Origin of the sequence: Citrobacter sp. Marseille-Q5395 (assembly GCF_947057495.1) — a bacterium.
GTDB lineage: Bacteria > Pseudomonadota > Gammaproteobacteria > Enterobacterales > Enterobacteriaceae > Citrobacter > Citrobacter murliniae.
The window spans coordinates 202,992-216,305 of the sequence record NZ_CAMSEL010000005.1; the positions used below are offsets into that span (position 1 = coordinate 202,992).

The window sequence follows — 13,314 nt, forward strand, 5'->3', positions numbered from 1 at the left end:
TAATGCTGCATATCTGAGCGATTAATACCATGAACGTTAAAACGCACAGCTGAAAATGCTAGGTTCAGCCATAAGTAACGCAAAAAAAGATTCAAGCTAATATAAAAAAAGACAATGGAATATGTCACAGAATCGTTAACTGTCAGTGGGAAGTGGTGCACAATTTTTGCAGATGAAATGAAGGTAAGTTTTTAGTCGGTGATAGAGGACTACTCGCCACTTCGTGGCTCGCCCTGCGGGCCGTTGCTGTTGCAACGTTCTCTCGCGCTGCTCAAGTCGAACCTCTTGCCCCCGGAGGTTCTCATCCTCGCGACTACAAATGCAAAAAACCCTGCTCGTTGAGCAGGGTTTTAAATTTGGTCGGTGATAGAGGACTACTCGCCACTTCGTGGCTCGCCCTGCGGGCCGTTGCTGTTGCAACGTTCTCTCGCGCTGCTCGAGTCGAACCTCTTACCCCCGGAGGTTCTCATCCTCGCGACTACAAATGCAAAAAACCCTGCTCGTTGAGCAGGGTTTTAAATTTGGTCGGTGATAGAGGATTCGAACCTCCGACCCCTTCGTCCCGAACGAAGTGCGCTACCAGGCTGCGCCAATCACCGAATGCGGGGCGCATCTTACTGCGCAGGTGCGCGCCCGTCAATCCCTACGTCACAAAATGGCATTCGATCGGCGAGAAAGTCAGCAGCCCCGTTACTGAGCCGTAGCCTTCTGTTCGTCCGGGATACGACACCAGTTATTGTTCTCGTTAATACCACCATTTGGCGAGGTATAACCAAGGCAACCTAAAATGGTGTCATACAGTTCCACATGGCGACGCGGCACCTTCATATCGGCCTCTTGCTTCAGGTGGGCAAACGCCTTCGCATGCTCGGGATCTTCCAGATACTTGTCAGACATCCACACCAGCATGGGAACGCGGAACTGCTCTGGCGGAGCCATTTTACGCGGCGTACCGTGCAAATGCTCACGCTCATTAATCGACTCACCGTGGTCCGCGGCGTAGAACACTATCGCTTTCTTATCTCGCAACTGGTCATACACTTTGGTAATAAAGTGATCAACATAGGTCACCGAGTTATCAAACGAGTTGATCATCTGCGCCTTCGAGCAGCCGCTATCAACATCGACACACTCTGGCTTCCATTGGGCATAATCGCGGGTGTAGCGCTGCGTGTAGTTAAAGTGCGATCCTTTGGTATGCAGAATAATCAGATGCTTGCCATTATCATCCTGCTTTAAGGATTGCTGCATCTCATCAATCAGCAGCATATCGTCAACCGTTTTGCCACGGTTCCGTGGTTCAGCGCCAATCTGCTCACGATAGGCGATGTTTTCCGCCATCGTATTGCTGTAGAACCACATCTCACTTTGCATCGCGTAAAGATCGGTACTAAACCCTAACTGACTGAGAACGGAAAAGATGTTTTGTTCTTTCAGAGTACGCTGCGGGTTATCGTCTGCCCCACCCTCACGTACGAACATACAGCGCAGTGAAAGCTTGGTTGCGGTATCACACGAATAGCCACGGAATGCCGCGAGGTTTTTTTCCTGAGCCAGTCTTGGGGTGGTATTTCGCTCGTAACCAAAAATACCCATGTGATCCCAGCGCGTCGTTTCACCGATAATAAAGACGACATAGGTATCATCGATATTCTTTGGTGCAACGTAGGTAAACTTCTTCGCCGGATTCATCAACGATTTGTTATCTGAAGACTCATCAACCTGTGCCCAGGCATACAATCCAAGCGCGGAAAGCCAGTTTGAAGGCAGATAGGAGTTCGCCACTACGCCGCCGTAGCTGGGTAAATCAATTCCCGTTTCGCGTTCAACCGTTTTCTGCTGCATACCAAGCAGACGAATCGGCGCCCACACCATCAGGCCAGCCAGCACGACCACGGCCACGCTACGCCACCTTTGTCCTGGCGTACGAACCTGTTTTAACAGAGTGTAGCGACAGCGATTACTCCAGATCAGGAGCAAAGGAAAAACGCTGACAGAAACCAGCCAGGCGATGAAATGCCAGCCCACAACTTCCTTCGATAAATCAATATCTGTGGTTATTACCGAGGCAATAATGCCGTAACCAATCACCACATTCAGGAAGGTCATGTAATAGCTTGCACCTGCGGAGCAAAGCACTACAAAGGTGGCCAGTACACGCCAGACGCGTCGACCAAATAAAGAGAGAACACGAAGTAAAAAGAAGGTCGCCAGCACCGCGCCAGCTAATTCAACGACCGCAGAGATTCCTTTCCAGGCGGTAAATTCCTGCGCAAAGCTGCCGAATCGGCGATAAAAAACTGCGCAGTTCATAAACAGACCGATATAGAGCGCAAGCAAGAAGCTAAGCTTTTGCTGCGTCATCGACTTAATATATCTCATGCAAAAAAACCCTGGAAATCGGGATAAAAACACCCTGTGCAACGGTCAATCAGACCAGACAGGTGAAAGATGCGACAACAGCAGAGATGAAATGTCTACAAGCGCGGGTAAGTAGACCACAGGAGGGAGCAAAAGTGCTTATGGAGAATGCAAACAGCGCACATATTTTTGTAAATATATGCGCCGTGTATTAATCAGACGACTAAATAAGATTAGGCGTGCGCCTCGGTAAATACGCTTCGCTGTGGCTGACGAATGGTGGTAGACAGCGCCAGTGAGATGATAAGCAGCGCGAAGATAACACAGAAGGTCACATAGAAGCCGCCAAACAGCGAGGCGATGATTGAACCGCAAATGCTGCCGATCCCAAAGCCAAGGTAGATAACACCATAGTTTTTCGCCAGATTATTCAGGCCGAAGAACTCACTTACCAGTGACGGGAACACGGTAATGGTGCCACCAAAGTTAAACGCCACACAGGCAATCGCTGCAAAAAAGGTCGTGCTATTAAGCGGAGCGAAAAGCAGTGCCGCCATACCGACCAGAGAAACAACCTGACCAATGGTGATAACACGAATACGGGAAATTTTGTCAGACAGAATACCCAGCACCAGACGACCTGACAGGTTAGCGATAGAAATCACCGTTACCGCATTGGCCGCCGTCGCCACATCCATATGCGCCAGGCTTTGTGCGATATCTTTCGCCACACCAATCACATACAGACCACTCATACACGCTGTCAGGAACATCACTGCCAACATCCAGTACTGTGGTTTACGCATGGACTGTGCCAGGGTGTAGTCGTTCTCAACAACGCCATTTACTGACTTCACTTCCTGATTTGGTGCATCTTTCATCAGCGTGGAGCCAAAGACAATCATCACCAACGCAATTGCACCCCAGATGATGAACGTTTTTTCCAGTCCAACGGTGGCCAGCAAATGGGTGTCGATAAATTTAAACCCGAGGCTGCCCAGACCATAAGAGCCGATAGCAAAGGCGGAAATCAGCCCTTTACGCTCAGGGAACCATTTTACGCAGTTAGAAAGCGTTAACAGATATCCAGCGCCGTCCGCCAGGCCGACCAATACCCCTGCGCTCAGCCACAACATAATCAGGCTGTCTGAGTGTGCCGTTAAGAAAAAGCCCACGCCCAGCAGGATACCGGATGCCATGGTGACGCGTTTCACGCCAAAACGTTCCTGAAGTTTACCGGCGACAGAAGAAGAAATCGCCAGGCCCAGGCTCAGCAAGCCAAAGGAAAATGCGACCTGGCTGACAGGCGCATCCAGCTTAGAGGAGAGCGCGCCATTAAACAGGCTCCAGGTATAAACAGAACCTAAGGCAAATTGGGTAATGATAGTGCCGATAAGTGTTAGCCAGCGGGTACGCTGATAATCAGAAGTTTTCATGGCAGTCTTCCTGCATAAACAAAAGGGAAATTCTCTGCTGACAACCATAACGAAGTGCAGTTTATGCAGGGAGAAAAAGGCATGAGATGCCATCAGGACGGAATGAAATGCCTGGATTGCGGAATGAATGACTAGACAAAAAGTCGGGGGACTGAGTTTTCTCGCATGAGTTAGTACACACTATCGCTGGAAGGCGTGCGATTATTGATCTAAATATGTAAAAAAGTTGTTTTGGTTACGCATCATCTGGTTAAAATTTGGCACTCACCCCCATGGTGTACATATAGTCACTATTATTTGTACTTTTTTCCGCCTGAGAGAGCGCTGCATAAGCAGCCATGTGCGGGTTGAGCAGCATATCTGCCCCCACGGTGACATCCAGCCAGTTACCGTCCTGGCTCGCTGCCGTCATACGGCTGAGGCCAGACTGCGCCTTCCAGATATTCTCGCCAAACTGCTGGTTATAGCTGATTTGCGCCCACGGTCTAACATCGCCAAACTGCGAATCTACCCGCCAGCCAACTGTACTCACGCTGGCATGCCACAGCGGATCGATTTGCGTCACAGAGGTCGCGCTGTCACCAAACTCGTTATAGGTAGAGGTTGTTGAACCGTCATAATGCAGGGCAGCAACCGGACCAGTAGTTACCTGCCTGGCCAGGGGAAAATTCCAGCCCATGCTCATACCGCTGGTTGCATCCAGAGTCTTTTGGTCCGCCATATTCATCACCGGTCCTGTTACGTTCTGAGTGGAGCGAATGCGCTCTTCCAGTACGTCGTTATAACGCGGTTGGTGATCGCTGTCCCATGTATAACGTTCAGCCGTATGACCTGACATAGCATCAACGATATATTCTTGTTGCCAGCCATATGCGGTATTGGTGGACAATGCACATACTACGACGCTCACCAGAAAGCTTAACCTCTGGCGACCACTACTGTTTCTTATAATCATCAACGCGACTCCAGAAAAGAGCCGAATTCGGCGATATTATTGTCATTGTGTGAAGGATATCGGGCACATCAGGCCCTGTATTAAATATTGTCTTTTTAGCTGGCGCGTCAAGGCGGGCCGAATGAATTTTTTACGCCAGTAAAAACAGCGAGGAAGAATATGCAGCGTTGCGGCTGGGTCAGTCAGGATCCACTTTACATTGCCTATCACGACAAGGAATGGGGCGTCCCCGAAAACGATAGCAAAAAGCTGTTCGAGATGATCTGTCTGGAGGGACAGCAGGCTGGATTGTCGTGGATCACCGTATTGAAGAAGCGGGAAAACTATCGCCACGCTTTTCACCACTTCGAGCCAGCAACCGTTGCAGCAATGACCGAAGATGACGTAGAAAGGCTGGTACTGGATGCCGGCATTATTCGCCATCGCGGAAAAATTCAGGCCATTATTGGCAACGCGCGTGCATACCTGGCGATGGAGAAAAACGGTGAACCCTTTAACGAGTTCGTCTGGTCATTCGTCAATAATCAACCGCAGGTGACGCGCGCCGCCAGTCTGAGCGAAATTCCCACCTCCACCCCTGCGTCTGACGCACTCTCTAAGGCATTAAAAAAACGCGGGTTCAAGTTTGTTGGCACCACTATTTGTTACTCCTTTATGCAGGCCTGCGGCCTGGTTAACGACCATGTCACCGGTTGTATTTGTTACCCGGGAGGATCTACATGATTCGCGAATCAAAGGCTGACGATCTTGCACCGATTCTGGCGCTATGGATGGAAAGCACTATTTATGCCCACCCCTTTATCGATGAACGCTACTGGCGCGAAAGTGAGTCCGTTGTACGCGATGTCTATTTGCCAGCCGCACAAACCTGGGTATGGGAGGAAAACGGTGTGCTAAAAGGCTTCGCCAGCGTGATTGAAGAACGCTTTTTGGGCGCACTGTTTGTTGAGCCTGCCGCCATCAGAAGTGGGATCGGCAAAGCGCTGGTGCAGTATGTGCAACAGCGCTTTTCATTACTCAGCCTGGAGGTCTACCAGAAGAATCAATCTGCGGTGAATTTCTACCATGCGCTGGGTTTTCGAATAGAAGACAGCGCATGGCAGGAAGAGACTCACCATCCAACATGGATTATGAGCTGGCAGGCGGATCAAACGCCGTAAGCGCAAGCGCAGGCCCGCTGTACTTTTCGAGCCACGCCAGCGCGGTATTACCCGCGCAGCCGTTCCCCAGCTTTGAGCTGGGGAGATCTTTGGTCAGTACATTCACCGCACCATTTTTACAGATCCCCCCGGCAGACAGATCTAAATCAGGCCAGGCACCTTCGTGAATACAAATGACTCCAGCTTTAATGCCTTCCGTCACCACCGCACCGGCCAGAATATGGCCGCGATGATTCCACACTCTGACCGTATCGCCATCCACGATGCCACGCGCTTGCGCATCCTGTGGGTGAATTGTCACTGGCTCCCGATCTGCTACCGCATACTTCTCACGTAGCGCACTGTAATTCAGCTGGCTGTGCAAACGGTGTGCCGGATGGGCTGAAAGCACCTGCAACTGGTCGGGTTCAGCATTCCCGAACCATTCATCCGGCTCCAGCCACATAGGGTGTCCCAAACAATCTGCATAGCCGTAACCCGCAATCTTCTGCGAGTAAATTTCGATCTTTCCGCTCTCCGTTTTCAATGGATACTTATGCGGGTCTCGGCGAAAATCGGCAAAACGGATAAACTGCGCATTGGCTGATTCTTCCGGCATTTCGATGAGTGTATTTCCCTGCCAGAATTCGGTGAATGGTGGCAACGTCACCTGCTGGCTGACACCGCGTTGCCCGGCAATGTTGTAAAAAGTCTCCAGCCACTCCAGCTCGCTTTTGCCTTCCGTAAACCGTTCGTAACCGCCTTGCTCCCAGCGCTCGCTCAGTTCGGCAAAAACATCAAAATCATTGCGTGCTTCATCACGCGGCGCAACAACCTGTTTCATCGGCACCAGATGCTGATTGCTGTAATCCCCGGTCATGATTAAATCGTTGCGCTCAAAAGAGGTCGTTGCGGGTAATACAATATCGGCGTGCCTGGCTGCCGCATTCCAGAAACACTCCGAGATAACCACCAGCTCTGGCTTTTGCCAGGCACGGATCAGGCGATTCGTGTCCTGGTGATGGGTGAAGTTTGCTCCGCCCGCCCACCAGAGAAAACGGATGTCGGGGAAATGTCTGTCCATACCGTTGTGCTGATAGAAACCTCCGGGGTTCTCCAGCGCTTCGACAATACGCGCCACCGGAATTTTATCCACCGCATCAGTGCCGCCTTTTACGCTCCCCTGCATCGAGGCCAGGACAGCAGCGCGACGTGTCGGATTACCGCCATTAGCAAAATGGTACGAGAGGCCAAACCCTCCGCCAGGAGTGCCAATTTGGCCGAGCATGGCGGCAAGTGTGACAATCATCCAGTGCTTTTGCTCACCATACTGCTGGCGTTGCATACCCCATCCAGCCATCAACATAGTGGTATTTTGGTGAAATATTTCGGCAATTTCGCGTATTTTCACCGCCTGAATTCCACAAATATCCGCTGCCCACTCTGCTGTTTTGGCCATATCATCGGTTTTTCCCAGTAGATAATCAGCAAACCGTTCATAACCGGTAGTGCAGCGAGCCAGGAAGGCCTCGTCATGCCAGCCGTTCTCCACCAGCGTATGCGCAATCCCCAGCATCAGCGCAACGTCGGTCCCCATATGTGGGGCTATCCATTCCATCTTGTCACCGAAGAAATCGACGCTTTCTGATCGCATTGGATCAATGCAGATCAACCGCTTGCCGCTGTTTCGCAATGCCTCAAAGTACGCCAGCCCTTGTTCGTCAGAGGCATTCCAGGCAATCTTCAGAGTGTTGAGCGGATTAGCGCTCCATAACACCACCACATCGCTGTGTTCCAGCACCACCGGCCAGCTGGTCTGCTGCTGGTAAACTTCGTTTCCACCCACCACATACGGCATGATGGCCTGTGCAGCCCCGGTAGAGTAATCCCCCAGATGCCCGGTATACCCCCCTGCCAGCGCCATGTAACGCTGCAACAAAGTTGATGCTTTGTGTAACACACCGTTTGAACGCCAGCCATACGAGCCGGCAAAAATCGAAGCAGGTCCGTAGCTCTCACGGATGCGTTTATGCTGCGTATGAATAAGATTCAGCGCGTCATCCCAGCTTACGCGGACAAACTCATCCTGCCCACGCACGCCCAGCGGAGCCTCTGGCGAGGCGAGAAACCCTTTACGTACCATGGGAAAACGCACCCGCGTTTTGCTGTGTACCTGATCGCATACAACGGTTTGCAAAGAGTTGGGGTGGGATGTGGGCAGTGCGCCACGGGAGGAGAACACGGTATCGCCATCTGTCTCCACGAGAATGGGTCCCCAGTGTGCGGCGGTTAATACCGAGTAACGTGCGGGTGAATTAGCCAAGATGGCACTCCTGAATGCGATGTGACGGGGATATTTATTATGCCGTTCAATGTTACTTACAAATTTCAGAGTCTTCCCTGGAATTTTCTTCATGTTCACACGTCATAATCATCCGCCACGGTCGCTGTGGTAAAGAAGAAAAAAGTCATTAAGGAATTGAGATGAAGAAACGTGTATTTGTGATTGCTGCCATCGTGAGCGGCGCCCTGGCAGTTTCTGGCTGCACAACAAACCCATATACCGGTGAGCGCGAAGCGGGTAAATCCGGCATGGGTGCGGGCATTGGTTCGCTTGTTGGCGCTGGCATTGGCGCGCTCTCCTCGTCGAAGAAAGATCGCGGCAAAGGCGCGCTGATTGGTGCAGCAGCAGGCGCTGCTGTTGGTGGTGGCATTGGTTATTACATGGATGTGCAGGAAGCGAAACTACGCGAAAAAATGCAGGGAACTGGCGTAAGCGTGACGCGCAGTGGCGATAACATCATTCTGAATATGCCAAATAACGTCACCTTCGACAGCAGTAGCGCTAACCTGAAACCAGCAGGGGCAAACACCCTTACCGGCGTGGCAATGGTGCTGAAAGAGTACAATAAAACCGCAGTAAACGTATTAGGCTTTACTGACAGCACCGGCAGCCAGGATCTGAATATGCGCCTGTCACAACAGCGTGCTGACTCTGTAGCCAGTGCCCTGATCACTCAGGGCGTGGAAGCAAACCGTATTCGCACCCGTGGTATGGGCCCGGCGAACCCGATCGCCAGCAACAGCACCGCCGAAGGCAAAGCACAGAACCGTCGTGTAGAGATCACCTTAAGCCCAATCCAGTAAACGTATGCGCCGGGTGGAGGCTCCGCCTTGCCCGGCCTACGTCCGGCAGGAAGCACTTGCCATCGTCAATTTTCGCGTTAAGGTGTTCTCACTTTCTGGCGAGGGAACCTTAATGGCAAAATCAGCACGCCCAACCATCAGCGATGTGGCAAAAGCCGCTAAAACGGGTAAGACCAGCATTTCACGTTACCTTAACGGTGAGAAACATCTGCTATCCGACGCGCTGTTGGCCCGTATTGAACAAGCCATTGCCGATCTCGACTATCGCCCCAGCCTGATGGCGCGAGGTCTGAAACATGGCCGTACCCGTCTGATCGGACTGATTATCGCCGATATTACCAATCCCTACTCCGTTAATGTCCTGAGCGGTATTGAAGCGGCCTGTCGCGAAAAAGGTTTTACCCCTCTGGTCTGTAACACCAACAACGAAGTGGATCAGGAACTGCATTATCTCGACCTGCTGCGAAGCTACCAGGTTGAAGGAATTGTGGTAAATGCTGTAGGCATGCGTGAAGAGGGGTTAAACCGCCTGCAACAGTCCGCACTACCGATGGTGCTAATTGACCGTAAAATCCCTGATTTCGCCTGCGACATGGTCGGGCTCGATAACACTCAGGCAGCAACGGTCGCCACTGAGCACCTGGTCGAACAAGGTTTTGAAGCTATTCTGTTTCTCAGCGAACCTTTAGGCATGGTTAATACTCGCCGCGAGCGCCTGAGTGCCTTTCGCGCGACGCTGGCACAATACCCTGGCGTCATCGCAGAAAATGCCGAAGTCCCGTTGGCGGAAAATATGCAACTGGATGACACGCTGCGCCAGTTTCACCAACAACATCGGGGAATGCGCAAAGCTGTTATCTCAGCCAACGGCGCCCTCACGCTACAGGTTGCCCGCGCACTGAAGCGGATTGGCCTCAATTGGGGCAGCGACATCGGCCTGCTCGGTTTTGATGAGCTGGAATGGGCCGAGCTGGCAGGCGTGGGCATTACTACTTTGAAACAGCCGACGTGGCAGATTGGTTATACCGCCGTAGAGCAGGTTGTGCGCCGGATTAATGGTGGATCCGATGCCATTCAGGAGCAGGTTTTCTCCGGTGAACTGATCGTTCGCGGCTCCACCGCCCGCTAAATTTCCTTCGTGATGGTGATCATAAATTCGGCATCATGCCCTTTTCTTTGGAACCGGTTCCATATAGCGTTATAGCAAGAGCGATAGTTTTGGAGTTTCCATGAACAGAAAAATTATGGTGGTCACCGCCGCCTACGGCTATGACCAGGTACGCGCAGCCGGTGGGCAAACCGCGATATTGCCCGTCATTGCAGAAGCTGGCGCGGACGGCGTCGAAATTCGCCGCGAAATGTTGACCAACACCGAGCTCAACACGCTGTCAACCATGGCGTCAGCTATTGAAATTTTTGGTCTGCTGGCCTGCTACTCCGCACCAGAGCCGCTGTTCCTTGAAGATGGTAGTCTCAATCCCCGGATCCCATCACTGCTTCAGGAAGCACAGGTCCTGCAGGCTCTGTGGTTAAAAGTATCCCTCGGACATTTTTCCCATACAGATCAGTTCGACACATTGCGTAACTGGCTGGTTACCAGTGGTATGGAGCTGGTCGTCGAAAATGATCAAACACCTTGTGGCCGCCTGCAACCAATGCAGCGTTTTAACGAAGCCTGCCAGACCCTGAACCTGCCGGTAACTCTGACCTTCGATATGGGCAACTGGTTGTGGGTAGGCGACACCCCGGAAGAAGCAGCGCAACAGCTGGCATCTGCCGTGGGATATATCCATGTGAAAGCCGCCACACCACATCACGACAGCTATCGTGCTGTGCCGCCTGATGAAGCAGACTCACGCTGGATGACGCTGCTAAACAAACTGCCCGCAGATGTGCCGCGCGGCATTGAGTTTCCCCTGGAAGGGCAAGATTTGGCGGCGGTAACCCGTCACTACGTCGATCTGTTACGCAAGGAGTAACGCATGAAAAATTCACTGGATGTCGTCACCATTGGTGAAGCGATGGCGATGTTTGTCGCCACGCAAACGGGTGATTTGGCGGACGTAGAGCAGTTTATCAAGCGCGTAGCGGGCGCTGAACTCAATGTGGCAACCGGCCTTGCCCGCCTGGGCTTGAAGGTCGGCTGGGTGAGTCGCGTGGGTAACGACAGTTTTGGTCGTTTTATTCTTAAGTCGCTGGCGAAAGAAGGGATTGATGCGCAGGGAGTTACCCAGGACGGGCGCTACGCAACCGGCTTTCAGTTAAAATCTAAAGTCGAAAATGGAACCGATCCCATTGTAGAGTATTTCCGTAAAGGCTCCGCAGCCAGCCACCTCAGTGTTGAGGATTATCACGATGGATACTTCTCCAGCGCGCGTCATCTACACCTGAGCGGCGTTGCGGCAGCACTGTCAGCAAGTTCATATGCGCTGCTGTCTCATACTGCCCGCACCATGAAAGCGATGGGTAAGACAATCTCATTTGACCCGAACCTACGCCCGGTGCTGTGGAAAAGCGAAACAGAAATGGTGGAGAAACTCAATCGATTAGCCTTTCAGGCTGACTGGGTTCTACCGGGGTTAAAAGAGGGCATGATTTTAACCGGGCAACAGACCCCTGAAGGCATCGCAGACTTTTATCTGCGCCACGGCGTCAAGGCAGTGATCATCAAAACCGGGGCCGATGGCGCCTGGTATAAAGCCGCCAATGGCGAGCACGGTAGTGTCGCGCCAGTGAGAGTCGACAACGTAGTCGACACCGTTGGCGCGGGCGATGGTTTTGCCGTGGGTGTAATCAGTGCACTACTGGAAGGACGCTCTCTGCATCAGGCAGTAACCCGAGGCAACAAAATTGGTGCACTGGCCATTCAGGTTCAGGGCGACAGCGAAGGCTTACCCACACGTGAACAATTAGGGGAATAAACCCCCGACCCTCTCTGTACCCTACATGCAGAGGCGGCATAACAGCATAACCAGAGGGCAATCTATGAATAGCTCAACAAATGCAGCAAAACGCTGGTGGTACATCATGCCGATCGTGTTTATCACGTACAGTCTGGCGTACCTTGATCGCGCGAACTTCAGCTTCGCATCCGCCGCCGGAATCAACGAAGATCTCGGCATTACCAAAGGGATTTCCTCCCTGCTGGGTGCCCTGTTTTTCCTCGGTTATTTCTTCTTCCAGATCCCTGGAGCGATTTACGCCGAGCGCCGTAGCGTACGAAAACTGATTTTTATCTGCCTGATCCTGTGGGGAGCCTGCGCGTCACTGACCGGTATGGTCAGTAACATCCCCATGCTGGCTGCCATTCGCTTCATTCTTGGCGTTGTTGAAGCCGCGGTCATGCCCGCGATGCTGATTTATATCAGTAACTGGTTTACGAAGTCCGAACGTTCACGCGCCAATACCTTCCTGATCCTCGGCAATCCGGTAACCGTCCTGTGGATGTCCGTTGTTTCCGGTTATCTGATTCAAGCGCTGGGCTGGCGTGAAATGTTCATCATTGAGGGCTTCCCGGCCATCATCTGGGCGTTTTGCTGGTGGGTGCTGGTAAAAGACAAACCTTCACAGGTGGGCTGGTTGTCGGAATCCGAGAAAGCGGCGCTGCAGGCCCAACTGGAAAAAGAGCAGCAGGGTATTAAAGCCGTACGTAATTACAGTGAAGCTTTCCGCTCACGTAACGTGATCTTGTTGTGCCTGCAGTATTTTACCTGGAGTATTGGCGTCTACGGCTTCGTCCTGTGGCTCCCGTCCATCATCCGTAGTGGTGGCGCAAATTTAGGTATGGTGGAGGTCGGTTGGCTTTCATCAGTACCTTATCTGGCAGCAACGGCAGCGATGATTCTGGTCTCATGGGCTTCAGATAAACTGCAAAACCGTAAACTGTTTGTCTGGCCGCTGTTACTGATCGCCGCTTTCGCCTTTATCGGCTCCTGGGCCGTTGGTGCTGACCACTTCTGGGTTTCATACACCTTGTTGGTGATTGCAGGTGCGGCAATGTACGCTCCTTACGGTCCCTTCTTCGCCATCATTCCAGAAATGCTGCCTCGTAACGTTGCCGGGGGAGCAATGGCACTGATTAACAGCATGGGCGCATTAGGCTCATTCTTTGGTTCCTGGTTTGTCGGCTACCTCAATGGCACCACCGGCAGCCCTTCCGCCTCATACATTTTTATGGGGGTAGCGCTTTTTGTCTCAGTATGGCTAACTCTGATTGTCAGACCAAGTTCTGCTAATAATCAGCAACTTCCAACTGGCGCGCACCACGCTTAAACAC

The 13,314-nt window shown here is 52.1% G+C and carries 11 protein-coding genes, 1 tRNA gene and 2 other RNA genes; 7 read left to right on the top strand and 7 right to left on the bottom strand.

Translation table 11 applies throughout. From position 1 onward, the window contains the following. Positions 1–192: 192 nt before the first annotated feature. From OH663_RS07175 to OH663_RS07200, 6 genes are all read right to left on the bottom strand, one after another. Positions 193–325, bottom strand: a non-coding RNA gene (locus OH663_RS07175) — RtT sRNA. A gap of 32 nt (positions 326–357) precedes the next feature. Continuing rightward, a non-coding RNA gene (locus OH663_RS07180) (RtT sRNA) lies at positions 358–490 on the bottom strand. Positions 491–522: 32 nt separating this feature from the next. Then, a tRNA-Pro gene (locus tag OH663_RS07185) sits at positions 523–599 on the bottom strand. 91 nt (positions 600–690) lie between these two features. Then, positions 691–2,382, bottom strand: coding sequence for a kdo(2)-lipid A phosphoethanolamine 7''-transferase (gene eptB / locus OH663_RS07190; RefSeq protein ID WP_045448672.1), 1,692 nt, complete (start codon positions 2,380–2,382; stop codon positions 691–693). 212 nt (positions 2,383–2,594) lie between these two features. Further along, positions 2,595–3,797, bottom strand: coding sequence for an L-lactate MFS transporter (locus tag OH663_RS07195; protein WP_045448674.1), 1,203 nt, complete (start codon positions 3,795–3,797; stop codon positions 2,595–2,597). Between the two features lie 250 nt (positions 3,798–4,047). Continuing rightward, positions 4,048–4,752 carry an autotransporter outer membrane beta-barrel domain-containing protein gene (locus tag OH663_RS07200; protein ID WP_200011311.1) on the bottom strand — a complete coding sequence of 235 codons (705 nt, stop codon included), beginning with the start codon at positions 4,750–4,752 and terminating at the stop codon, positions 4,048–4,050. A 159-nt stretch (positions 4,753–4,911) separates the two neighbouring features. Here OH663_RS07200 and tag point away from each other — a divergent pair, with 159 nt between their 5' ends. Together tag and OH663_RS07210 are read left to right on the top strand one after the other, a co-directional pair. Further along, positions 4,912–5,475: a DNA-3-methyladenine glycosylase I gene (gene tag, locus OH663_RS07205; RefSeq protein WP_200011309.1), complete on the top strand. Its 564-nt coding sequence runs from the start codon at positions 4,912–4,914 to the stop codon at positions 5,473–5,475. After that, positions 5,472–5,912, top strand: a complete 441-nt coding sequence (locus OH663_RS07210; RefSeq protein WP_045448678.1) for an N-acetyltransferase — start codon at positions 5,472–5,474, stop codon at positions 5,910–5,912. Before tag ends, OH663_RS07210 begins: the two co-directional genes overlap by 4 nt. On the opposite strand, the gene OH663_RS07215 is transcribed toward OH663_RS07210, so the two are convergent. Further along, positions 5,881–8,214: a molybdopterin guanine dinucleotide-containing S/N-oxide reductase gene (locus OH663_RS07215; protein WP_200011307.1), complete on the bottom strand. Its 2,334-nt coding sequence runs from the start codon at positions 8,212–8,214 to the stop codon at positions 5,881–5,883. The genes OH663_RS07210 and OH663_RS07215 overlap by 32 nt on opposite strands. A 161-nt stretch (positions 8,215–8,375) precedes the next feature. On the opposite strand from OH663_RS07215, the gene OH663_RS07220 reads away from it, so the two are divergent. The 5 genes from OH663_RS07220 to OH663_RS07240 all read left to right on the top strand — a co-directional run bounded on the left by OH663_RS07220 (position 8,376) and on the right by OH663_RS07240 (position 13,310). After that, positions 8,376–9,038 carry an OmpA family lipoprotein gene (locus OH663_RS07220; RefSeq protein WP_045448680.1) on the top strand — a complete coding sequence of 221 codons (663 nt, stop codon included), beginning with the start codon at positions 8,376–8,378 and terminating at the stop codon, positions 9,036–9,038. A gap of 112 nt (positions 9,039–9,150) precedes the next feature. Further along, positions 9,151–10,167 carry a LacI family DNA-binding transcriptional regulator gene (locus OH663_RS07225; protein WP_048223036.1) on the top strand — a complete coding sequence of 339 codons (1,017 nt, stop codon included), beginning with the start codon at positions 9,151–9,153 and terminating at the stop codon, positions 10,165–10,167. 100 nt (positions 10,168–10,267) lie between these two features. After that, positions 10,268–11,017, top strand: coding sequence for a sugar phosphate isomerase/epimerase family protein (locus OH663_RS07230; RefSeq protein ID WP_200011304.1), 750 nt, complete (start codon positions 10,268–10,270; stop codon positions 11,015–11,017). A gap of 3 nt (positions 11,018–11,020) precedes the next feature. After that, positions 11,021–11,959, top strand: a complete 939-nt coding sequence (locus OH663_RS07235; protein ID WP_200011301.1) for a sugar kinase — start codon at positions 11,021–11,023, stop codon at positions 11,957–11,959. Positions 11,960–12,023: 64 nt separating this feature from the next. Further along, positions 12,024–13,310, top strand: a complete 1,287-nt coding sequence (locus OH663_RS07240; RefSeq protein WP_200011298.1) for an MFS transporter — start codon at positions 12,024–12,026, stop codon at positions 13,308–13,310. The last annotated feature ends 4 nt before the right edge of the window (positions 13,311–13,314 follow it).